The organism is Pseudomonas sp. AU12215 (assembly GCF_001675465.2).
GTDB classification, from domain to species: domain Bacteria; phylum Pseudomonadota; class Gammaproteobacteria; order Pseudomonadales; family Pseudomonadaceae; genus Pseudomonas; species Pseudomonas nitroreducens.
Genome location: NZ_MACM02000023.1, coordinates 41425 through 62645, shown reverse-complemented (window position 1 = coordinate 62645; position 21221 = coordinate 41425). Strand labels below are relative to the sequence as shown.

Annotated in this window: 22 protein-coding genes; 8 read left to right on the top strand and 14 right to left on the bottom strand. The window is 63.6% G+C overall.

What is annotated here, in order from left to right; translation table 11 throughout:
• Positions 1-3 precede the first annotated feature (3 nt).
• Complete coding sequence (locus A9513_RS35410; protein ID WP_139092913.1) at positions 4-219, bottom strand: hypothetical protein; 216 nt, start codon at positions 217-219, stop codon at positions 4-6.
• Between A9513_RS35410 and A9513_RS06695 the strand changes: the two genes are divergently transcribed.
• A complete protein-coding gene (locus A9513_RS06695) occupies positions 218-1144 on the top strand; it encodes a LysR family transcriptional regulator (protein ID WP_024765289.1) in 927 nt (308 codons plus the stop codon). The genes A9513_RS35410 and A9513_RS06695 overlap by 2 nt on opposite strands.
• Positions 1145-1253: 109 nt before the next feature.
• On the opposite strand, the gene A9513_RS06690 is transcribed toward A9513_RS06695, so the two are convergent.
• Together A9513_RS06690 and erdR are read right to left on the bottom strand one after the other, a co-directional pair.
• Complete coding sequence (locus A9513_RS06690) at positions 1254-1625, bottom strand: diacylglycerol kinase (protein WP_024765290.1); 372 nt, start codon at positions 1623-1625, stop codon at positions 1254-1256.
• A gap of 107 nt (positions 1626-1732) precedes the next feature.
• Positions 1733-2383 (bottom strand): response regulator transcription factor ErdR, encoded by a 651-nt coding sequence (gene erdR, locus A9513_RS06685; RefSeq protein WP_024765291.1) that lies wholly within the window; start codon positions 2381-2383, stop codon positions 1733-1735.
• Between the two features lie 266 nt (positions 2384-2649).
• On the opposite strand from erdR, the gene A9513_RS06680 reads away from it, so the two are divergent.
• On the top strand, positions 2650-3534 hold the full coding sequence (locus A9513_RS06680) for a DMT family transporter (protein WP_024765292.1): 885 nt from the start codon (positions 2650-2652) through the stop codon (positions 3532-3534).
• Positions 3535-3693: 159 nt separating this feature from the next.
• Here A9513_RS06680 and A9513_RS06675 read toward each other — a convergent pair whose 3' ends face one another.
• A complete protein-coding gene (locus A9513_RS06675; protein ID WP_065084302.1) occupies positions 3694-4410 on the bottom strand; it encodes a tRNA-uridine aminocarboxypropyltransferase in 717 nt (238 codons plus the stop codon).
• Between the two features lie 303 nt (positions 4411-4713).
• Between A9513_RS06675 and A9513_RS06670 the strand changes: the two genes are divergently transcribed.
• Together A9513_RS06670 and A9513_RS06665 are read left to right on the top strand one after the other, a co-directional pair.
• Entirely contained in the window at positions 4714-5121 is a 408-nt protein-coding gene (locus tag A9513_RS06670) for a quorum-sensing-regulated virulence factor family protein (RefSeq protein WP_024765294.1), read from the top strand.
• A 9-nt stretch (positions 5122-5130) separates the two neighbouring features.
• The gene (locus A9513_RS06665) at positions 5131-5346 is read left to right on the top strand and encodes a DUF3820 family protein (protein ID WP_024765295.1); all 216 of its coding nucleotides are present in this window, start codon (positions 5131-5133) and stop codon (positions 5344-5346) included.
• 40 nt (positions 5347-5386) lie between these two features.
• Here A9513_RS06665 and A9513_RS06660 read toward each other — a convergent pair whose 3' ends face one another.
• Positions 5387-7792, bottom strand: coding sequence for a xylulose 5-phosphate 3-epimerase (locus A9513_RS06660; protein WP_065084301.1), 2406 nt, complete (start codon positions 7790-7792; stop codon positions 5387-5389).
• 125 nt (positions 7793-7917) lie between these two features.
• Between A9513_RS06660 and A9513_RS06655 the strand changes: the two genes are divergently transcribed.
• On the top strand, positions 7918-9339 hold the full coding sequence (locus tag A9513_RS06655; protein ID WP_065084300.1) for an MBL fold metallo-hydrolase RNA specificity domain-containing protein: 1422 nt from the start codon (positions 7918-7920) through the stop codon (positions 9337-9339).
• Positions 9340-9503: 164 nt separating this feature from the next.
• Positions 9504-10577: an LOG family protein gene (locus A9513_RS06650; protein WP_024765298.1), complete on the top strand. Its 1074-nt coding sequence runs from the start codon at positions 9504-9506 to the stop codon at positions 10575-10577.
• A gap of 52 nt (positions 10578-10629) precedes the next feature.
• Here A9513_RS06650 and recX read toward each other — a convergent pair whose 3' ends face one another.
• From recX to A9513_RS06635, 3 genes are all read right to left on the bottom strand, one after another.
• On the bottom strand, positions 10630-11094 hold the full coding sequence (gene recX / locus A9513_RS34700; protein ID WP_037016497.1) for a recombination regulator RecX: 465 nt from the start codon (positions 11092-11094) through the stop codon (positions 10630-10632).
• 5 nt (positions 11095-11099) lie between these two features.
• Positions 11100-12155, bottom strand: a complete 1056-nt coding sequence (gene recA, locus A9513_RS06640; protein ID WP_038803401.1) for a recombinase RecA — start codon at positions 12153-12155, stop codon at positions 11100-11102.
• An 85-nt stretch (positions 12156-12240) separates the two neighbouring features.
• Positions 12241-12753, bottom strand: a complete 513-nt coding sequence (locus A9513_RS06635; RefSeq protein ID WP_024765300.1) for a CinA family protein — start codon at positions 12751-12753, stop codon at positions 12241-12243.
• 82 nt (positions 12754-12835) lie between these two features.
• Here A9513_RS06635 and mutS point away from each other — a divergent pair, with 82 nt between their 5' ends.
• Entirely contained in the window at positions 12836-15409 is a 2574-nt protein-coding gene (mutS, locus tag A9513_RS06630) for a DNA mismatch repair protein MutS (RefSeq protein ID WP_176707223.1), read from the top strand.
• Positions 15410-15474: 65 nt separating this feature from the next.
• A complete protein-coding gene (gene fdxA, locus A9513_RS06625) occupies positions 15475-15798 on the top strand; it encodes a ferredoxin FdxA (RefSeq protein ID WP_015476292.1) in 324 nt (107 codons plus the stop codon).
• Positions 15799-16230: 432 nt separating this feature from the next.
• On the opposite strand, the gene rpoS is transcribed toward fdxA, so the two are convergent.
• The 6 genes from rpoS to ispF form a co-directional block, all read right to left on the bottom strand.
• On the bottom strand, positions 16231-17235 hold the full coding sequence (gene rpoS / locus A9513_RS06620; RefSeq protein WP_038803400.1) for an RNA polymerase sigma factor RpoS: 1005 nt from the start codon (positions 17233-17235) through the stop codon (positions 16231-16233).
• A 95-nt stretch (positions 17236-17330) separates the two neighbouring features.
• Entirely contained in the window at positions 17331-18173 is an 843-nt protein-coding gene (locus A9513_RS06615; RefSeq protein ID WP_186352630.1) for a peptidoglycan DD-metalloendopeptidase family protein, read from the bottom strand.
• A gap of 79 nt (positions 18174-18252) precedes the next feature.
• A complete protein-coding gene (locus A9513_RS06610; RefSeq protein ID WP_088418250.1) occupies positions 18253-18888 on the bottom strand; it encodes a protein-L-isoaspartate(D-aspartate) O-methyltransferase in 636 nt (211 codons plus the stop codon).
• A 25-nt stretch (positions 18889-18913) separates the two neighbouring features.
• The gene (gene surE / locus A9513_RS06605; protein WP_024766059.1) at positions 18914-19672 is read right to left on the bottom strand and encodes a 5'/3'-nucleotidase SurE; all 759 of its coding nucleotides are present in this window, start codon (positions 19670-19672) and stop codon (positions 18914-18916) included.
• Entirely contained in the window at positions 19660-20718 is a 1059-nt protein-coding gene (gene truD / locus A9513_RS06600) for a tRNA pseudouridine(13) synthase TruD (RefSeq protein WP_024766060.1), read from the bottom strand. The genes surE and truD overlap by 13 nt, the downstream gene beginning before the upstream one ends.
• Positions 20715-21188: a 2-C-methyl-D-erythritol 2,4-cyclodiphosphate synthase gene (ispF, locus tag A9513_RS06595; RefSeq protein ID WP_024766061.1), complete on the bottom strand. Its 474-nt coding sequence runs from the start codon at positions 21186-21188 to the stop codon at positions 20715-20717. Before ispF ends, truD begins: the two co-directional genes overlap by 4 nt.
• Positions 21189-21221 lie beyond the last annotated feature (33 nt).

Sequence of the window (21221 nt, the reverse complement as noted above, 5' to 3'; positions counted from 1 at the left end):
CTCCTAGGAGAAACGTGGCGCACCCCAGCAGATCCCGGACGTAGCGCAATTGCGCGACATTTTATAGGCGGCGACAATATCCGCAAAATAAATTATCTGGATATTGCTAATCCAAAACGCAGATAAGGCCGCATCATGTCGCCGCAAAAGGATACCTTCCGGGCATTCCGGCACCGGGGCGACGAAATGTCGCGCAGCCTTTTCGGAGCCATCGTCCATGAAATTCACCCTGCGCCAGCTCGAAGTCTTCGTCGCCGTCGCCCAGCAGGAAAGCGTCTCCCGCGCCGCTGCAGGGCTGTCCATGTCGCAGTCGGCGACCAGCACCGCCCTGGGCGAGCTGGAGCGGCAGTTCGACTGCAAGTTGTTCGATCGTTCCGGCAAACGCCTGACCCTCAACGCCCTCGGCCGCCAGTTGCTACCCCAGGCAGTGGCCCTGCTGGACCGCGGCAGCGAGATCGAAAACATGCTCAACGGCAAGAGCGCCTTCGGCTCGCTGGACCTGGGCGCCACCCTGACCATCGGCAACTACCTGGCGACCCTGCTGATCGGCACCTTCATGCAGCGCCAGCCCGACTGCCGGGTGCGCCTGCACGTGCACAACACCGCCCACGTGGTGCAGCGCGTGGCGCACTACGAACTCGACCTCGGGCTGATCGAAGGCGACTGCCAGCACCCGGACATCGAGGTGCAGCCGTGGATGGAGGACGAACTGGTGGTGTTCTGCGCACCGCAGCACCCACTCGCCCGCGAAGGCCACGCGAGCCTGGAGCGGCTGACGGAAGAAGCCTGGATCCTGCGGGAACAGGGTTCCGGCACGCGGCTGACCTTCGACCAGGCCATGCGACACCACGTGGAACCGCTGAACGTGCGGCTGGAGCTGGAACACACCGAGGCGATCAAGCGTGCGGTGGAGTCAGGGCTGGGCATCGGCTGCATCTCGCGCCTGGCCCTGCGCGACGCCTTCCGCCGCGGTAGCCTGGTTCCGGTGGAAACCCCGGACCTGGACCTGCGCCGGCAGTTCTACTTCATCTGGCACCGGCAGAAATACCAGACCGCGACCATGCGCGAGTTCCTGGAACTATGCCGCAGCGAAACCGCCGGGGTGACGCGCAGCGACGATATTGTCCTGCCGATGATTCCCTGAAGTGTGCTTTTTTGTAGGACCGAGGGGCGCCCAACCCTTGCTCGCGAACGCTTCAAACCTGCGACATCAGTGTCAGGCCGTTCGCGAGCAAGCTCGTTCCTACAGGCCGTCAGCCGAGCAGGATGCCCGCCCAGGTCACGGTGATGATGGTCAGCGCGACGAACTGGGCCGCACTGCCCATGTCCTTGGCGTTCTTCGACAGCGGATGACGCTCCAGGGAAACCCGGTCCACCACCGCCTCGATGGCGGAATTGAGCAGTTCGACGATCAGCGCCAGCAGGCACACGGCGATCATCAGCGCGCGCTCGCCGCGGGTCACATCGCAGAAGAACGACAGCGGGATCAGGATGACGTTGATCAGCACCAGTTGGCGGAAGGCCGCTTCACCCTTGAAGGCGGCGGCGAAGCCGGCCAGCGAGTAGCCGGCGGCGTTGAAGATGCGTTTCAGGCCGGTCTGGCCCTTGAAGGGGGAGGCGGACACGTGTGGTTCTCACAGGCAAAGGTCGCGGCACTCTATACCAGCGATCGTCAAAAAGGGGTCAAGGCCATTACAGAATGTAACGACCCCTGAGCCGGAATATGGTGGCCTCAGGCCCCCGGCACCGACTCCATCTGCGCCAGCAACAGCGCCGCCTGGGTGCGGGTGCGTACGTTCAGCTTGCGGAAGATCGCGGTGACGTGAGCCTTCACCGTGGCTTCGGAGACACTCAGCTCGAAGGCGATCTGCTTGTTCAGCAGGCCTTCGCAGACCATGGTCAGCACACGGAACTGCTGCGGCGTCAGGCTGGCCAGGCCAGCGCTGGCGGCGCGCACGTCATCGCTCATCTCGGTCACGGCATCCACCTGCGGCGGCCACCAGACGTCACCATCGAGCACCGCCCGCACGGCCTGCTGCAGCACACTCAGTTCGCTGGACTTGGGGATGAAGCCACTGGCGCCGAACTCACGGGAGCGCTGTACCACGGCGGCATCTTCCTGGGCCGAGACCATCACCACCGGGATCTGCGGGTACTGCCCGCGCAACAGCACCAGGCCGGAGAAGCCGTAGGCGCCGGGCATGTTGAGGTCCAGCAGCACCAGATCCCAGTCGGCCTTCTCGTTCAGGCGCGTCTCCAGCTCCGCGATACTCGCGGCCTCCGACAGTCGCGCCTCGGGGCCAAGACCGATGGTCAGGGCCTGGTGCAGGGCACTGCGGAACAGCGGGTGATCGTCAGCGATCAGGATCTCGTAGGAAGCCATGAATTTTCCTTGAAGGCCGCGTCGAAGTACTGCCGTGGATAACAGCCAGACTTGCGCAGGAAAGGTCGGAGCAAGGATAGAGCACTGCTTGTCGCATTGTACGCAAAGACAACCCTCGGTGTCCGCCGCGAATACATCGCCCAACGGTACATACAGCGTGGTTTCAAAGCCCCTGCCAGTGTACCCGCCGAGAAGCCGCTCCCCTTTCCAAAGGCCCGGTGTTACGGCAGAGTTCCGCTTTTTTTCCTGCCTGTTACGAGAACAAGATGAAAAGCCATGCGCTACGCGCCGATATCCTGATGCTGTTCACCGCGATGATCTGGGGGGTCTCCTTCGTCGCGCAACGCCTCGGGATGGATGCCATCGGTCCCTTCCTCTATACCGGCCTGCGCTTCACCCTCGGCGCCGTGGCACTGCTGCCGCTGCTGGCCTGGTCGAGCAAGCGTGGCGCCCAGCCGTTCAACCGGGGCCAGATCCTCGCGGGCCTGGCCATCGGCACCGCACTGACCGTGGGGATCAACCTGCAGCAGGTTGGCCTGATGTTCACCAGCGTGACCAATTCCGGCTTCATCACCGGCCTGTACGTCATCATCGTGCCGCTGCTCGGCCTGCTGATCGGCCATCGAGCCGGCATGGGCACCTGGCTGGGTGCCGCGCTGGCCGTGACCGGCATGGCCATGCTGAGCATCGGCCCGGGCTTTCACGTCGCCTCCGGTGACTGGCTGCAATTGACCGGTGCCTTCGTCTGGGGCGGCCACGTCCTGCTCGTCGGCCTGTTCGCCAGCCGCTATGACCCGATCCGTCTGGCCTTCCTGCAGTTCGTCACCTGCGCGGTGGTGAGCATGATCCTGGCCGTGGTGTTCGAAGAGATTCACTGGGATGCCATCGTCCAGGCCGCCCCCGCCCTGATCTACGGCGGCCTGTTCGGCGTCGCCACCGGCTTCACCCTGCAGGTCATCGCGCAGAAGCACGCCATCGCCTCCCACGCGGCGATCATCCTCTCGCTGGAGGCGGTGTTTGCCGCCATCGCCGGCGCGCTGTTCCTCGACGAGACCCTGCATGTGCGCGGTTACTTCGGCTGCGCGCTGATGCTGGCCGGCATGCTGGTGGCACAGCTTTGGCCGAAGAAAGCCGAGGTGAAGGCGGTCTGATCTCTACTGCATAACGGAGCGAGACTGTTCGCGAGCAAGCTCGCTCCTGCAGGCTGGGGATTCGGCGGCACGAGCGCTTTTGGTAAGAGCAAGCTTGCTAGCGAACCGCACACCTCGGCGCCCACCCTGAAAATCACATTCATGCGATGAAGAGCCGATCTAGCGCTCGGTAAACGGTCTCAACGCCTGGTGCGCCGGGCTCTGCTCGTCCAGCGGCTGCTGGCGCTTGGAGCCCAGGTAACGCTCGCTGAACACATCCAGATAAGCGTCCAGCGCATCGCCGGCGCGGCGGTCACCGGCCAGCCCGAGGCAAAGCGCAGCGACTTCGGCGGTGCACAGGTGCTCGTCGAACTTGGAGCGGCGCAGGCGATAGCGTGACAGGGCATCGGGGGTGATGCTCAGCACGGGGAAACGGTCCAGGTAGGGGCTCTTGCGGAACATCTTGCGCGCCTCATTCCAGGTGGCGTCGAGCAGGATGAACAGCGGGCGCTTGCCGGCCTGCGGCTCCACCGTGGTCACTACGCGCTCGGGCTGGACGAACTCGCCGGGGAATACCACATACGGCTGCCACTGCGGATCGTCGAGCAGCGCCAGCAGCGCCGGATCGACCTCAATACGCGACCAGCCGAACGCCCAGGTGTCGGGCACCGTCTCGGCGATCAGCCAGCCGGTATTGCTCGGTTTGAGCGGCTCGGTGTCGAACATCACCAGGCACATCGCCGCGTTGGACTCGACCTGCGGGCGCAGGCCGCACATGCAGTAGTTCGGCCGCAGGCGGCAACCGGGACAGCGTGGCGAGCGCGAGCCACGGGCCACGAAGGGCTTGAGGCAGCGGGCCAGGCGCTCATCACGCAGGCGGGCGACAGCGTGGCTCATCGGGCCACCGGGGTGCGGAAGATCGGACGGTACATCGAAGGCTCGAACGGGGCGACGGGTGCGGACCGCCGATTGTACCAGAGCTGCAACCTGCCTCCCTGTACACGGCCGAGTGGCGATGAAAGTCGCGACCGGCTTCGCGTCATCCCTCGACGAAGTTGGCCGCCTGACGTGCCGGACAGCGGGCTGCGGCAATCGAATCTCGGCAGGGAGGTCGTTTTCGGGGACAATAGGCGGCTGTAATGACCAGCGAACCCGGAAGGCTCGCCACGGTCGAATCGGCACCATTGTCAGGAGATGCCCATGCTGCGCCTCACCGCCCTCGCCCTCTGCCTCGTTCTTCCCGTCGCGCATGCCGCCTCGAAGAAGGACTTCGAACTGACCCAGACCCTGGAAAAGGTCGCCAAGGAAAGCAGCGAAGGCACCCCACGCGCGATCAACGAGGACATCCTCGACCAGGGCTACACCGTCGAGGGCCCGCAACTGATCAACCACCTGAGCGTGCGCGCCAGCCATGCCGAGCGCATGCGCGAAAACCCGGACAGCGTGCGCAGCCAGCTGGGCGACAGCGTCTGCAGTAATACCGCCTACCGCCAACTGCTGGCCGAGGGCGCGATCCTCACCTACAGCTTCACCGAGTACAAGACCAACGCCCCGGTCGCCACCGAGCGTTTCGACGCCGGCAGCTGCAAGATCAAGCTGAAGAAGTAAACCGCCTGCATGCTCGACAAGGAAATGTTGCTGAAGATCGCGCGCACGCCAATGCCCTTCGGCAAGTATCAGGGCCGCATGCTGGTGGACCTGCCGGACGAGTACCTGCTGTGGTTCCACAAGAAGGGCCAGTTCCCGGCCGGCGAACTGGGCCGATTGATGCAACTGACCTTGGAACTGAAGATCGACGGCCTCGACGGCCTGATCAAGCCACTCAAGCGCTGAAGTCCGCGCAACCGCCGGATGGCGGTTGCGCCAGCGCCGATCAACGCAGGATGGCTGGGTTTTCCTTGGCGGCCACCGCTGCCGCCTCGTCCGGTGCGAGCAAGGCGCTGCGGGGGATGTCCAGCAGTCGCGCACAGGCCGCCAGTACATGGGCCCAGCTGCAACGGTTGGCGAACAGCATGCCCGCCTCGTCCAGCGTTCCACCCTGGTTACGATACCCCAGGACCGCCGTCTTCAGCGCATCGGGCAGGATAGGCCAGAGGTGTCCACGCGCCACCTCCGGGCGCATGTGGGTGAGCAGCACGCGCCGCTCGTAGTGGTCGGGGAACAGACGCATGGCGATGGACTCGTCCGCCAGCGCTTGTAGCTCCCAATTGTCGCGCGGCGCGCGGAAGCGCCCCGGCTCCTGCAGATAAACCAGTCGATAAGGATAGCCAGCCTCCTCCAGCCGCAAGGCAGCGCGGCGCATCTCGGCCAACTGGTAACTGCCGTTGGCGATCAGCAGCAGCGGTTCGGCGCCGGGATGCTCGTCCAGCAGGATTGCGCCATCTCGCGCCAGCTGCTCGGCCTGAGCCTGGGTAAATACCGATGGCCGCTCGCGCTTGGGGGCCACGATGCAGGCCAACTGCCCGCGGCTGCGATAGATGTCCGGCAACAGCGCCAACAGGCTGTTGTGGTCGGCCGGGAAAACTACCCGCACCATGTCGTTCATCTCGCCCAGCAGCGCCTCGCAGAAGGTGGTGTCCTGGTGGGATTGCTGGTTTTTACCGTTCTCCCAGGTATGCGAGGTCGCCACCAGCGGCCAGCCGAGCCAGCCTGCCGGACGCCCTGCTTCCTTCTGCTGGCGGGCGAAGATCAGCGTCTGGCGCACCGCACCGAGCATCTTCACGCAGAAGGCTTCATAGCTGGCCACCAGGTTCAGCCCGCCCTGGTTGGCCAGGCAGGCGGAAACCACTGCCTCCTCGTTGAGCGCGGTGATAATCCGGCCATCCACGGCTTCCAGGTCGCTCTCCGGCTCGCTCACCCGGTGCCGCAGCGCCTTGAGCACGCCGCCCAGGCGGTTGCTCGCCAACTCGTCCGGATTGCCGACACGGGCGCGCAGGTCCGGGTTGGCGCCACACAGGTCGACGTAGAAGCGATCCAGAGCGGCCATGGGGGAGCATTCATCATTGCGGTAATGCAGCGGGGGAATCGAAGGCTCAATGGGCCGACGCACGGCGAGCGGGTTATCCCGTTCCAGTACTCGGCCGCTGCGCGAAGCAATGAAGAGCTGACAAGCCTCGGCAAGTTCATCGGGCTCGACCCAGAGCGGCGCCGCATGCTGGTTGAACAGGTCGCGCGCCTCGGCATCCTCGCTGGGATTGCCCGGTAGCGGCAGGTTGTGCGCGGCATTGCTGCCAGCGCCATAGAACCCATAGCCCTTGGTCGTTTCGGCGATGCCGTAAGGAATCGGTAAAGGGTAGCGAAGGATGCCGCGCTCCTTCTCATCGACGCGGTGCTGCAGCCGCTCTTCCATTTCCCACAGGGCACAGACGAAAGCTGCCGGGTCGCGGCCATCGAAGCTGATCGGATCGAATCCGCAGCGGCGCAGATGAAGCTTGAAGCCTTCCAGCCCTTCGTGGGTGCCCAGGTCGGTGCGCTGCTCGATACGCCGGCCATTGGCGATCATCACCGGCAAGGCCGTGCCACAGTCCTCGGCGCGCCACCAGCGGGGAATCCAGTCGCTACCGCGCTGCTCCTCGGCAGCGCCGTCGGAGAGGAAGGCCACCAGGGTCTCGCCCGGCAGCGGCATGTGCGCATACATCAACTCGGCGAAGCCGAGGTATCCACCTTCGGCAACCCCGCCGGCGGTGTGCGGATTGACGTGGCTGCCCAAAGGAGCGGCAACCTTGCCTTCCGGCGTCTGCGCATAGCTGTAGAAGTCCTGCACCAGCCGATCCAGACCAGCTTCGCCATTCCCGTAGGCTGCGGCCTGTTCCGGATGCAGGTTGCCGGTGAGCACGTTGAGCGCGTCGATCGCTGCCACGCAGTGCCCTTGCCCCATCAGCCAGCCGCGTGTCCTGCCGCTCAGGGCATTCAGGGCGAGGTAGCCCGCATAGGCTGGCACCATGTTCAGCGCGCCGCCGGTATGTCCTTCGGGCTGAGCCTTGAAATCTTCGGGCTGCAAGGGTGCGCCATCGAGGCGGACACGCCTGGCGTAGGTCATGTGCGCCACCAGCCAGAGGCCGGCGCAGGTCAGGCGATCCAGAGCGCCGAACAGCCGGTAGACGCTGGCCAGATCCGGCTGCCGGCCGTACTGGACCAATTGATGAGCCACACGAAAGACCGCCGCCTGGGTCTGCACGCTATGCTGAAGCGGACCACGGCCTTGCAGCCAGCGGGCATATTCCGGCTCGGCTGCCGCATGGGCGGCAAGCTCCTCGGGGCTTGGCAGGATCTGTGACATGTCGGCTCTCCCTTGGTTATGCCGGAAAGTCTAGGTCTCCAGAGATCGGACAGGCGCTGACATGCATCAACGACCGTCCCGACCATTCGAGCAAGGCTGAAAGAGAATTCCGACAAGGAGACGACATGGCGCTTCTCACCTTCATCGGCGCAATCCAGGAAGTCACCGGTTCCTGCTACCTCCTGGAAACCCGCGACGGCGTCCGCGTGCTGCTCGAATGCGGAATGCGCCAGGGGCGCAGCGGCAACAAGGGCACCCGCGACAACGAGGCGACCAACCGCACACCCTTCCCCTTCGATCCGCAGGAGCTCGACGCCGTCGTACTGTCCCACGCCCATCTGGATCACAGCGGCTTGCTGCCGCGCCTGGCAAAGGAAGGCTACAAGGGACCGATCTACGCCACCGAATCCTGCTGCGATCTGCTGGAACTGATGCTGATGGATTCGGCGCACATCCAAGAGAAGGACGCCGAGTGGGAAAACAAGTGGCGCGCCCGCCTCGGCAAGCCCCCCGTCAAGCCGCTGTACACCGTCGAAGACGCTTCCCGCGCGCTGAACCAGCGCCGCCGCGTCAGCTATGGCAGCACGGTGGACGTAGCGCGCGGCATCCGCGTGACCTTCCATAACGCCGGGCACATCCTCGGCTCGGCCATCGTTGAACTGGAAATCCATGAGTTCGGCTCGACCCGCCGTCTGGTGTTCTCCGGGGACCTGGGCAGCACCTGCTCGCCCCTTATGCGCACACCCACGCCGCTATCCCGCGCCGATGTGGTGCTGCTGGAATCCACCTACGGCGACCGCGACCACCGCGATGCCAACGATACGCTACTGGAACTGGCCGGCATCCTCCAACGCGCGCAGAACGAGGGCGGCAACGTGTTGATCCCGTCCTTCGCCGTGGGCCGCACCCAGGACCTGATCTACTACCTCGGACGCTTCTACCAGGAGGGCCGCCTGCCGCAGCAGGTCGTCTATCTCGACAGCCCCATGGCCGCCCAGGCCAACAACATCTACCTGCAGCACATCGGCGAGATCGCCGACGTCGACCGCGAATACATGCGCGGCACCGGCACCGCCAAGGTCGGCGAGTGGCTGCCGATCCTGCGTACCACCCAGAGCGCGGATGAATCCATGTCGCTGAATCGCATCAAGAGCGGCGCCATCATCATCGCCGGCAGCGGCATGTGCACCGGTGGGCGCATCGTCCATCACCTCAAGCACAACCTCTGGCGCGAGGAATGCCACATCGTCTTCCCAGGCTTCCAGGCCAAGGGCACGTTGGGACGCGCCATCGTCGACGGTGCCGAATCGGTGCGCATCCTGCGCCAGCGCATCAGCGTGAAAGCACAGATCCACACCCTGGGCGGGTTTTCCGCCCATGCGGGACAATCACAATTAATTCAGTGGGTTGGCCACTTCGAACACAAACCCGAGCTATACCTGATACATGGCGAGCGGGAAAAGATGGATGTACTCAAGGGGGCACTCCAGGATCGCCTGAACTGGACGGCCAACATTCCGGAGCCCGGAGACCGGATCGCCATCTGAGATCGAGGCCTCACCGACTGTCACACCCGCGTGCCAGACTGGGCTGGCCTACTGCTGAACCTGTGCGTGCGGCGTAGCGCCAAGGCGTAACGACCAGAGCCACCTTGTGTGGCCGGCGCCCCCATGGACAGGCGATCAGGGGTTGATGAACAAGGAGTATCAACATGCCCTACGAGCCCGACGACTACCTCTCCAGACACTTCCAGACCAGCGGCACTGACCTTGCGCAGAAGATCGAGGAACTGGCCGCACTGGCCGCTCCCGGCGACAGCCAGAACCTGCCGCTGTACCGTGAGATGCTCACCACCGTCGCCCGCATGGCCCAGGCCGACCGCAACCGCTGGGACGCCAAGATCATGCTGCAGACCCTGCGCGAGATGGAGCACGCCTTCAGCACTCTGGAGCAGTTCAAACGTCGCCGCAAAGTTACCGTATTCGGCTCGGCGCGCACGCCGGCCGATCACCCCGTCTACGCCTTGGCCCGCGAGTTGGGCGAAACCCTGGCGCGCTACGACCTGATGGTCATCACCGGCGCAGGCGGCGGCATCATGGCCGCGGCCCACGAGGGAGCCGGACTGGAAAACAGCCTGGGCTTCAACATCACCCTGCCCTTCGAGCAGCACGCCAATCGCATCGTGGATGGCACCAGCAACCTGCTGTCGTTCCACTTCTTTTTCCTGCGCAAGCTGTTCTTCGTCAAGGAAGCCGACGCACTGGTGCTCTGCCCCGGCGGCTTCGGTACTCTCGACGAGGCGCTGGAAGTGCTGACCCTGATCCAGACCGGCAAGAGCCCGCTGGTGCCGGTTGTGCTGCTTGACCAACCGGGCGGGCATTACTGGGACCACGCCCTGGAATTCATCAAGGAGCAGCTCGAAGACAACGGCTACATCCTGCCCAGCGACATGAACCTGATGAGGCTAGTGCACTCAGCCGAGGAGGCCGCCGAGGAAATCGCCCAGTTCTACAGCAACTTCCACTCCAGCCGCTGGCTCAAGGATCGCTTCGTCATCCGCCTCAACCATCCGCTGAGCGTGCGCGCGTTGCAATTGCTGGAGCGCGAGTTTGGCAGCCTCTGCGTCACGGACGGCTTCCACCAGCAACCCTACAGCGAATCGGAACTGGATGAACCGGAGTTCTCCCACCTCACCCGTCTAGCCTTCGCTTTCAACGGCCGTGACCAGGGGCGACTGCGCGAGCTGCTGAACTTCATCAACCAGCCGGAGAACTGGGAACGCTGATTTCCTGGCTCCGAGAACAAACAAGGCACCCGCATGGGGTGCCTTGTTCATTTCAATCATCTGATCGTCGACCGCTCAGAAGCCGACTGATGGCTTCCATCGAGTAACCCCGATAACTCAGGAAACGCCCTTGCTGGGCTCGCTCGCGGGCATCCTGTGGCAGCCGGGCGAACTTGCGGCGCCAGACTTCACGCAGGTTTTCGCTCCAATCGACGCCGCACAAGCGCAGCGCACCGTCGATCTCACCACGTGGCAAACCCCGCTGCGACAACTCCTCGCGAATCCGCACCGGACCGTAACCTGCTCGCGCACGGCTGGCGATGTAGCTTTCCAGGTAACGGCTTTCATTGAGCAACCCCTCCTCGGCCAGACGGTCGAGGGCGGGGTCGATCAGGTCCTGTGTGGCGCCGCGTTGCCGCAGCTTGCGCGAGAGCTCTGCCCGGCCATGCTCGCGTCTTGCCAGCAGGTCCATGGCGACCCGTCGCACCGCGACGAGGTTATCGAGCTCGCTGGTCATCGCGATCAATAATCAGCTTCAGCTTCCGCTTCGGCCTCAGCCGCAGCGAGTTCGGCCTTGGTCGGCGCTGGCTGGTTGGTCAGCAGTTGTTCGCGGATGGCCTTGTCGAGGGTGTTGCAGATCTCGGCGTTGTCTTCCAGGAACTTGGCGGCGTTGGCCTTGCCTTGGCCAATCTTGCTGCCCTGGTAGCTGTACCAGGCGCCGGACTTCTCGATCAGGCCCAGCTGCACGCCCAGGTCGATGATTTCGCCGGTGCGGTAGATGCCGCGGCCGTACATGATCTGGAACTCGGCCTGACGGAACGGCGGGGCGACCTTGTTCTTCACGACCTTGACGCGGGTTTCACTACCGACCACCTCGTCGCCTTCCTTCACCGCGCCGGTCCGGCGGATGTCGAGACGAACGGAGGAGTAGAACTTCAGCGCGTTACCACCGGTGGTGGTTTCCGGGTTGCCGAACATCACACCGATCTTCATGCGGATCTGGTTGATGAAGATGACCAGGCAGTTGGCGTTCTTGATGTTGCCGGTGATCTTGCGCAGCGCCTGGGACATCAGGCGGGCCTGCAGGCCGACGTGTTGATCGCCCATCTCACCTTCGATTTCGGCCTTGGGCACCAGGGCCGCCACGGAGTCGACGATGATCACGTCAACGGCGTTGGAACGCACCAGCATGTCGGTGATTTCCAGCGCCTGTTCGCCGGTGTCCGGCTGGGATACCAGCAGGTCGTCGACGTTGACGCCCAGCTTGCCGGCGTAATCCGGGTCCAGCGCGTGCTCGGCGTCGACGAAGGCGCAGGTAGCGCCGGCTTTCTGGGCCTGGGCGATGACCGACAGGGTCAGGGTGGTCTTACCCGAGGATTCCGGACCGTAGATCTCGACGATACGGCCCTTCGGCAGACCGCCGATGCCCAGCGCAATGTCCAGACCCAGCGAGCCGGTGGAGATGGCGGGGATAGCCTGGCGCTCATGGTCGCCCATGCGCATGACCGCGCCTTTGCCGAATTGGCGTTCGATCTGTCCCAGGGCCGCGGCCAGGGCGCGCTTCTTGTTGTCGTCCATTGAAGTCCTCGCGAAGTCAGGCGGCCGGGCGGCCACGAACAACTGTATAAGTAGCCAGTATTATTCCACAGGGCAAGCCGCTCGCCTACCCCTGAATCGGATTTTCCCCGTCCGCCAGTCGCAATAGCCCTTCCAGAGCGGTCGCCACCGTCTGCCGGCGTACCGCTTCCCGATCACCGGCATACAGACGGCGTTCGCTGTACACCTTTTCACCTTTGCGCCAAGCCAGCCAGACAGTGCCTACCGGCTTCTCGGCAGAACCGCCATCCGGCCCGGCAATACCGCTCACCGCCACGGCGATATCCGCACCACTGCGAGGCAAAGCGCCAGCAACCATGGCCTCGACCACCTCCCGACTCACCGCGCCGACCCTTGGAAACAGCTCGGCCGGCACGTCCAACTGGCGGGTCTTCTGGGTATTGGAATAAGTGACGTAGCCCGCTTCGAACCAGGCGGAACTCCCGGAGACGCGCGTGATCGCCTCGGCGATGCCACCACCGGTGCAGGATTCAGCGGTGGTGACGCGTAATGTCTTGGCAGCCAATCGAGCGCCCAATCGGGCAGAGAGGTCTGTAATAAAGGAATCGGTAACGGACACAGTGCGCTCCGGGGTTAAAGAAGGCCAGGCGGATACCGTACACTAGGCGCTTTTGCATGTTGAAGCCGGACAGCCAGAAGCCATGAGTCAGAGCGACCTCTCCGCCCACACACCGATGATGCAGCAGTACTGGAAGCTGAAGAACCAGCACCCGGATCAACTGATGTTCTACCGTATGGGCGACTTCTACGAGCTGTTCTACGAGGACGCCAAGAAGGCCGCCAAGCTGCTGGACATCACTCTGACCGCGCGCGGACAGTCTGCCGGCAACTCCATCCCGATGGCGGGCATCCCGTTCCACTCCGCCGAGGGCTACTTGGCCAAGCTGGTGAAGCTCGGCGAATCAGTGGTGATCTGCGAGCAGATCGGCGACCCGGCCACCAGCAAGGGGCCGGTGGAGCGCCAGGTCGTACGTATTCTCACTCCCGGCACCGTCAGCGACGAAGCGCTGCTAGATGAGCGCCGGGACAACCTGATTGCTGCCGTGCTGGGTGATGAGCGCCTGTTCGGCCTGGCCGTGCTGGACATCACCAGCGGCCGGTTCAACGTCCAGGAAATCAAGGGCTGGGAAACCCTGCTCGCCGAACTGGAGCGCCTGAATCCCGCCGAGCTGCTGATCCCCGACGACTGGCCTCAGGGCCTGCCGGCGGAGAAACGCCGTGGCGCGCATCGCCGCGCGCCCTGGGACTTCGATCGCGACTCGGCGAAGAAGAGCCTGTGCCAGCAATTCGGCGTCCAGGATCTCAAGGGCTTCGGCTGCCAGGAACTGACTCTCGCCATCGGCGCCGCCGGCTGCCTGCTCGCTTACGCCAAGGAAACCCAGCGTACTGCCCTGCCACACCTGCGCAGCCTGCGTCACGAGCGCATCGACGATACCGTAATCCTCGATGGTGCCACGCGCCGCAACCTGGAACTGGACATCAACCTGGCTGGCGGCCGTGACAACACCCTGCAATCGGTGGTGGACCGCTGCCAGACCGCCATGGGCAGCCGCCTGCTGACCCGTTGGCTGAACCGTCCGCTGCGCGACCGCGCGGTGCTGGAAGCCCGCCAGGACTCGATCACCTGCCTGCTGGAGCGTTATCGCTTCGAAATCCTCCAGCCGCAGTTGAAGGAAATCGGCGACGTCGAACGTATCCTCGCCCGTATCGGCCTGCGCAATGCCCGCCCGCGCGACCTCGCTCGTCTGCGCGACGCCCTCGCGGCCCTGCCTGAACTGCAGAACGGCATGACCGAGCTGGAATCCCCGCACCTGGGCGAGTTGGCCGTCAGTATCCGCACCTACCCCGAGCTGGCCGACCTGCTGGCCCGGGCGGTGATCGAAAACCCGCCTGCAGTGATCCGCGACGGCGGCGTCATCGCCCGCGGCTACGATGCCGAGCTGGATGAACTGCAGATGCTCAGCGAGAACGCCGGCCAGTACCTGATGGACCTGGAAACCCGCGAAAAAGCCCGCACCGGCCTGCCGAACCTGAAAGTCGGCTACAACCGCATCCACGGTTACTACATCGAACTGCCGCGCGTGCAGGCCGAACAGGCCCCCGCCGATTATATTCGCCGCCAGACCCTGAAAGGCGCCGAGCGCTTCATCACCCCGGAACTGAAGGCTTTCGAAGACAAGGCGCTATCGGCCCAGAGCCGCGCCCTGGCCCGCGAGAAGCAGCTTTACGAGGAACTGCTGGAACTGCTGATCGGCCAATTGGCGCCGCTGCAGGACACCGCCGCTGCCCTGGCCGAACTGGATGTGCTGTCCAACCTCGCCGAGCGCGCGCTGAACCTCGATCTGAACCGCCCGCGCTTTGTCGAGGAATCCGGCATTCTCATCGAGCAGGGCCGCCACCCCGTGGTCGAGCAGGTACTGGATACGCCGTTCGTCGCCAACGACCTGAACCTCGATGAAGACACTCGCATGCTGGTGATAACCGGCCCGAACATGGGCGGTAAATCGACCTATATGCGGCAAACAGCGCTTATCGTGCTGCTAGCGCACATAGGTAGTTTTGTGCCGGCGGCGCGCTGCGAACTGTCGCTGGTGGACCGGATCTTCACCCGTATCGGCTCTTCCGACGACCTCGCTGGCGGTCGCTCCACCTTCATGGTGGAAATGAGCGAAACCGCGAACATCCTCCACAACGCCAGCGACCGCAGCTTGGTGCTGATGGACGAAGTGGGCCGCGGCACCAGCACCTTCGACGGCCTGTCGCTGGCCTGGTCCGCGGCTGAACACCTGGCGAAACTGCGAGCTTTCACCCTGTTCGCCACCCACTATTTCGAGCTGACCGTGCTGCCGGAAAACGAACCGGCGGTGGCGAACGTGCACCTCAACGCCACCGAACACAACGAACGCATCGTCTTCCTGCACCACGTGCTGCCTGGTCCGGCAAGTCAGAGTTACGGCCTGGCGGTGGCGCAATTGGCTGGCGTGCCGGGTGCGGTCATTCAGCGCGCCCGTGAACACTTGGCGCGCCTGGAAACCACCAGCCTGCCCCACGAAGCACCACGCTCGAGCGACCCGAAAAGCCCGGCGCCGCTGCAAAGCGATCTGTTCGCCAGCCTGCCGCACCCGATCGTTGAAGAGCTGATGCGTGTCAGCCCCGACGACCTGACACCACGTCAAGCTCTCGAATTGTTATATGCATGGAAGACGCGAGTCTGACGAACCGCTGGACAAGCTGCTAGAATCGCGCGCGCTTAGCCGCCCGCCTGAGGAGAAAATTAGAAATGACCTTCGTCGTCACCGACAACTGCATCAAGTGCAAATACACCGACTGCGTGGAAGTATGCCCGGTGGACTGCTTCTACGAAGGCCCGAACTTCCTGGTCATCCACCCGGATGAGTGCATTGACTGCGCCCTGTGCGAACCGGAATGTCCGGCACAGGCGATCTTCTCCGAGGACGAGGTCCCGGATGGCATGCAGGAGTTCATCGAGCTGAACAAGGATCTGGCCGATGTATGGCCGAATATCACCGAGAAGAAGGATTCCCTGCCGGACGCCGAAGAGTGGGACGGCAAGCCGAACAAGATGCAGTACCTAGAGCGCTGATTCGCGCTGCCAACCAAAACACGAAAGGCCCGCTCAGTGCGGGCCTTTCTATATCCGGACATCACTTTCTTGCAGGCAAAAAAAAGGGGCGGGATAACCCGCCCACTCTTTCTTCCTTTTTTCATCATCCTGATGAACCGCTTCCCGCGGTGCTCCTGACCGACATCCTTACCGGTCTGCGCCTTTCCGTGTACGCAGGAGTGATATTACCCCCCTGCCGGAACTCAGCAACTGGGGCACTTCCGCGCACCCAGCCGGTCTCGCAGCCGGGATAAAAATAAAATCCTTTAAAAACAATAAGATAAGAAAAATAGAAGTCAAAGCTGGCGACTCTTCAAGCTGAACACTCACACGCTATGTAAGCGAATGCTTACATCAGAGCGCATAAAAAAGCCCGGATTCATCCGGGCTTCTTCATTGTCGACTTGGCAGCTACTGGAACAGCGCGTCGCTCGACAGGCCGTTTTTCTCGAGGATCTCGCGCAGACGCTTGAGGGCCTCAACCTGGATCTGCCGAACTCGCTCGCGGGTCAGGCCGATTTCCTGGCCAACCTCCTCCAGGGTGCTGCTTTCATGGCCGCGCAGGCCAAAGCGACGAATCACCACCTCGCGCTGCTTATCGGTCAGCTCCGACAACCACTGATCGATGCTCTCGCTGAGATCGTCGTCCTGCAGTAACTCACAGGGGTCGGTTGGACGATCATCGGTCAGGGTATCGAGCAGCGTCTTATCCGAGTCAGGGCCGAGAGAGACATCCACCGAAGTGACGCGCTCGTTCAGACCGAGCATCCGCTTGACCTCTTCCACCGGCTTCTCGAGCAGGTTGGCGATTTCCTCGGGCGACGGCTCGTGGTCCAGTTTGTGGGTCAGCTCGCGAGCGGCCCGCAAGTAGACGTTGAGCTCCTTCACCACGTGAATCGGCAATCGAATGGTGCGGGTCTGGTTCATGATGGCCCGCTCGATGGTCTGACGAATCCACCAAGTCGCGTAGGTGGAGAAACGGAAGCCGCGCTCCGGGTCGAATTTCTCCACCGCGCGGATCAGCCCAAGGTTGCCCTCTTCGATCAGGTCGAGCAGGGAAAGGCCGCGATTGACGTACCGTCGCGCGATCTTCACCACCAGACGCAGGTTGCTTTCGATCATCCGTCGCCGGCCGGCCGGGTCGCCCTTCTGCGCGAGTCGCGCAAAGTGGACTTCCTCTTCCGGGGTCAGAAGCGGCGAGAAACCGATTTCATTCAGATACAACTGGGTCGCGTCGAGCGCGCGGCTGTAATCGATGTGCTTGTGTTGCTTGAGAGAGGAGAGTGAGGTGGCTTTAGGAGTGACTCGAAGCGATACCTGCTCTTCGGCAAATGATTCTTCGAGGATGATGCCAGGCTCCAGGAGGAGCACTTCATCATCGACGTCAAACTCCGGCCCTTCTTTTTTAAGTGCCATGTCGTTATCCCTTGCTGAGTTCGACAACAAGTCCCGGTGCGACCTTATCCTTAGGACACCGAGGCCCGCTCACCCACGCAGGGGAACAGCTACCGTCAACGACTTGGCAAGTATTGCAGCGGATCTACAGGCTTACCCTGGCGGCGAATCTCGAAGTGCAGCTTCACCCGGTCAGTCCCTGTGGAGCCCATCTCGGCAATGTTCTGCCCGACTTTGACCTGTTGCCCTTCCCGCACCAGCAACCTACGGTTGTGACCGTAGGCGCTTACGTAGGTATCGCTGTGCTTGATGATCACGAGTTCGCCGTAGCCCCGCAAACCACTACCGGCGTACACCACCGTGCCATTAGACGCAGCCAGGACAGGCTGGCCCAATTGCCCGGCTATATCAATCCCTTTATTCAAACTGCCGTTTGATGCAAAACGCCCAATAAGCGTGCCATTGGTTGGCCAGATCCAGCCTCCGGGGGCCCCCGCTGCTACCGCCGGAGTTCCGCCGCTAGCGGTCGGTTGTGCTGGTGCGGTGACGGCGGGCGTGGTCGGTTTGCTGGCGGTCGCCGGGGTAGATGTCGGTTTGTTGACAACAACTGGCGCGACAGGCGTAGCACCTTTGGCGACAGACGGCGCAGCCGTCGATCCGCCGTCAAAGCGAATGGCCTGGCCTGGGCGAATGGTATAGGGCGCGGAGATGTTGTTGCGCGCAGCCAGGGCTTTCCAGTCCCAGCCATAGCGGAAGGCGATGGAGTACAACGTGTCACCGGGGCGCACCACATATTGGCCACTGGTAACAGCCGGCTTCTGCTGGGCGTTGCGGTCCACCACGGTTGTGGTACTGCGCGAAGTCGAAGAACAGGCCGCCAGCAGAGAGCAGACGGCAATGGCCACCACAGCGTGGCCCAGGCCCTTGATCCAGTTCCGTTGACACAGGGTCGCTGTCAAGCTCACCCATCCCCCTTATCCATGAATTGACGTCCAGCCTCACTGGCCGGCAGTAACCGCAGCCTTGACCGGCCTGCTCTCAGCCTAGCGGACCGTTGAGCAGCGGGACAAAGCGGACGGAGTCCAGCACCTGCCGCTGGAAGCCATCCTCGGTGCGGACGATCAGCATCAGTTGCTGCACCTCGCCACCGCCTACCGGAATCACCAGCCGCCCCCCGGGCGCCAGCTGGTCCAGCAATGCCTGCGGGACCTCGGCCGCAGCTGCGGTGACGATGATGCCGTTGTAAGGCGCCAGGGCGGGCCAACCTTCCCAGCCATCGCCCCAACGAAAGACAACATTTCTCAGGTTTAGCTCCGCAAGTCGCTCCTTGGCGCGGTCCTGCAGGGCCTGGATGCGCTCGACGGAGAATACCCGCTCCACCAGTTGCGACAGCACGGCGGTCTGGTACCCGGAGCCGGTGCCGATCTCCAGTACCTTGTCCAACGGGCCTGCAGCCAGCAGCAACTCGGTCATCCGCGCCACCATGAAGGGCTGCGAAATGGTCTGGTTGTGCCCGATGGGCAGCGCGGTATCTTCGTAGGCGCGGTGCGACAGCGCTTCATCGACGAACAGATGGCGCGGGGTACGGCGGATTACTTCCAGCACGTGGGCGTTGGACAGCCCCTCTTCGTACAAACGCTGGATCAGCCGCTCACGGGTACGCTGGGAGGTCATGCCGATGCCGCCGCGGCGGGACAATTCATTGGCCATGGTCGAGCCCTCCGAGCCAGTCGCCAAGGACATTGAACGCCTCCCGGAAGGTCCGGTCCATCTGCAGTGGCGTAATCGACACGTACCCCTGCATGACGGCATGGAAATCGGTGCCCTCGCCGCCGTCTTCGGCGTCGCCGGCGGCGGCAATCCAGTAGCCTTCCTTGCCGCGCGGGTTGACCACCTTGACCGGCGGCTTGGCGCGAGCACGATGCCCCAGGCGAGTCAGTTGGATGCCCTTGATGCGCTCCAGCGGCAGGTTGGGGATATTCACGTTGAGCACGGTACGCGGCGGCAGATCGAGCTTCTCGTGGGACTCCACCAGCAGGCGGGCGAAATGCATCGCGGCCGGCAGGTTGTCCGTCAAGCGCGAACACAGCGAGAAGGCGAAGGCCGGCCGGGACAGGAAACGCCCTTCCAGGGCTGCGGCCACGGTACCCGAGTAGAGCACGTCATCGCCCAGGTTGGCGCCGAGATTGATACCCGAGACGACCATCTCCGGCACTTCTTCGAGCAGACCGTTGAGGCCCAGGTGCACGCAGTCGGTCGGAGTGCCGTTGAGGCTGATGAAACCATTGCCCAGGCGATGGGGATGCAGCGGCCGATCCAGCGTCAGCGAACTACTCGCTCCGCTACGATCGGCTTCCGGGGCGATCACGATGCAGTCCGCATAATCGGACAGCGCGTCGTGAAGCGCGGCGATACCGGGTGCAGTGACCCCGTCGTCGTTGGCAATCAATATGCGCATGGGCTTTCCGTCTGCCCTGCCGGCACGAGGTCGATCAGCTCGCGCACTACCACGGTGGCGAAGCAGCCAGCCGGCAGGACGAATTCCAGTTGCAGAATGTCAGGGGCGGGATAATGCCATGTAAGGCCCGGGATGGGGAGGCGCAGAATGCGCCGTTCGTGCGCCATGTCCGCACTGGCGAGCCACTGGCAAAGCGCCATCTCCGCTTGCTGCACGCTGCGTTCGATATCTCCCGGCCGGTTCGCCGCGGGTGAATCACCCTCGCCCCACATGGGGCCGGTGGGGTGCAGGTCGAGTGCGGCGAGACGCGGGTCGGAGCATTCCGCTTCGCCGGCGGGGAAGAAGCTGCGGCTGTCGGTGAACGCCAACAGGTCGCCGACCAGCGCCTGGTTCCAGGTGCCTTCGGCCACCCGGCGAGCCAGCACCTGATTGAAGACATAGCTGCGCGCTGCCGAGAGCAGGCGCGAGCGCATGTTGCGATGCTCCGGCAGCTTGCCGCGCTCGGCGAAGCCACGAGCATCGAAGACGTTCCCGCCACCATGGCCGAAGCGCTGGGTGCCGAAGTAGTTCGGTACGCCCTGGGCCACGATGGCCTTCAGGCGCGCTTCGAGCTGCTCGCGCTGTGCCTGCAGCTCGGTCAGGCGCAAGGTGAAGCCGTTGGCCGAATGTGCACCGCGCTGCAGTTTGCGGCGATGGCGATTGCGCTCGAGGATTCGCAGAGTGTCGTCCTCGGCGGCAGTCAGGTCCGGATCGGACTTCCCCGGCAAGTGCAGACTGAACCACTGGCGGGTCAGCGCCTGGCGGTCCTTGAGACCGGCATAGCTGATCATCTTCACCGGGACGCCCGCGGCACGGGCGAGACGGCGCGCCGCTTCCTCGGTGTTCAGGCCGCGTTTCTCCACCCACAGCCACAGATGCTCGCCATCGCCGGAGAGCGGAATATCCAGCACTTCGTCGACCTGGAAGTCTTCGGCCACCGCCTTGAGCACAGCCTGCCCGCAAGCTTCGCCATGGGCGCGCGGGCCCAGCAGTTCCAACTCGGTCATGCGCGCCCCAGCAAAGCGACGGCGTGGACCGCGATGCCCTCTTCGCGCCCGGTGAAGCCAAGTTTCTCGGTGGTGGTGGCCTTGACGTTGACCTGGTCCAGTTCGACCTTCAGGTCGGCGGCGATGGTCTCGCGCATGTTCTGGATGTGCGGCGCCATCTTCGGCGCCTGGGCGATGATGGTGGTGTCGACGTTTTCCACCTTCCAGCCCTTGGCTTCCACGAGGCTCAGCACGTGGCGCAACAGTGCGCGACTGTCGGCCCCCTTGAACTGCGGGTCGGTATCAGGGAAGTGCTTGCCGATATCGCCCAGCGCGCAGGCGCCCAGCAAGGCATCGGAAAGCGCGTGCAACAGCACGTCGCCGTCGGAGTGGGCAACGAGCCCGAACTTGTGGGGAATACGCACGCCGCCAAGGGTGATGAAGTCTCCCTCGCCGAAGCGGTGCACGTCGTAGCCATGTCCGATACGCATGAAAAAACGCCCTGTTGATGTCAGGGCGTCGAT

What these genes read in the sequence shown, in the direction of transcription:
- A9513_RS06695 (WP_024765289.1), top strand. Translation starts at nt 218, where the DNA reads ATGAAATTCACCCTGCGCCAGCTCGAAGTCTTCGTCGCCGTCGCCCAG.
- A9513_RS35410 (WP_139092913.1), bottom strand. Translation starts at nt 219, where the DNA reads ATGGACGATGGCTCCGAAAAGGCTGCGCGACATTTCGTCGCCCCGGTG.
- erdR (WP_024765291.1), bottom strand. Translation starts at nt 2,383, where the DNA reads ATGGCTTCCTACGAGATCCTGATCGCTGACGATCACCCGCTGTTCCGC.
- A9513_RS06680 (WP_024765292.1), top strand. Translation starts at nt 2,650, where the DNA reads ATGAAAAGCCATGCGCTACGCGCCGATATCCTGATGCTGTTCACCGCG.
- A9513_RS06675 (WP_065084302.1), bottom strand. Translation starts at nt 4,410, where the DNA reads ATGAGCCACGCTGTCGCCCGCCTGCGTGATGAGCGCCTGGCCCGCTGC.
- A9513_RS06670 (WP_024765294.1), top strand. Translation starts at nt 4,714, where the DNA reads ATGCTGCGCCTCACCGCCCTCGCCCTCTGCCTCGTTCTTCCCGTCGCG.
- A9513_RS06665 (WP_024765295.1), top strand. Translation starts at nt 5,131, where the DNA reads ATGCTCGACAAGGAAATGTTGCTGAAGATCGCGCGCACGCCAATGCCC.
- A9513_RS06660 (WP_065084301.1), bottom strand. Translation starts at nt 7,792, where the DNA reads ATGTCACAGATCCTGCCAAGCCCCGAGGAGCTTGCCGCCCATGCGGCA.
- A9513_RS06655 (WP_065084300.1), top strand. Translation starts at nt 7,918, where the DNA reads ATGGCGCTTCTCACCTTCATCGGCGCAATCCAGGAAGTCACCGGTTCC.
- A9513_RS06650 (WP_024765298.1), top strand. Translation starts at nt 9,504, where the DNA reads ATGCCCTACGAGCCCGACGACTACCTCTCCAGACACTTCCAGACCAGC.
- recX (WP_037016497.1), bottom strand. Translation starts at nt 11,094, where the DNA reads ATGACCAGCGAGCTCGATAACCTCGTCGCGGTGCGACGGGTCGCCATG.
- recA (WP_038803401.1), bottom strand. Translation starts at nt 12,155, where the DNA reads ATGGACGACAACAAGAAGCGCGCCCTGGCCGCGGCCCTGGGACAGATC.
- mutS (WP_176707223.1), top strand. Translation starts at nt 12,836, where the DNA reads ATGAGTCAGAGCGACCTCTCCGCCCACACACCGATGATGCAGCAGTAC.
- fdxA (WP_015476292.1), top strand. Translation starts at nt 15,475, where the DNA reads ATGACCTTCGTCGTCACCGACAACTGCATCAAGTGCAAATACACCGAC.
- rpoS (WP_038803400.1), bottom strand. Translation starts at nt 17,235, where the DNA reads ATGGCACTTAAAAAAGAAGGGCCGGAGTTTGACGTCGATGATGAAGTG.
- A9513_RS06610 (WP_088418250.1), bottom strand. Translation starts at nt 18,888, where the DNA reads ATGACCTCCCAGCGTACCCGTGAGCGGCTGATCCAGCGTTTGTACGAA.
- surE (WP_024766059.1), bottom strand. Translation starts at nt 19,672, where the DNA reads ATGCGCATATTGATTGCCAACGACGACGGGGTCACTGCACCCGGTATC.
- truD (WP_024766060.1), bottom strand. Translation starts at nt 20,718, where the DNA reads ATGACCGAGTTGGAACTGCTGGGCCCGCGCGCCCATGGCGAAGCTTGC.
- ispF (WP_024766061.1), bottom strand. Translation starts at nt 21,188, where the DNA reads ATGCGTATCGGACATGGCTACGACGTGCACCGCTTCGGCGAGGGAGAC.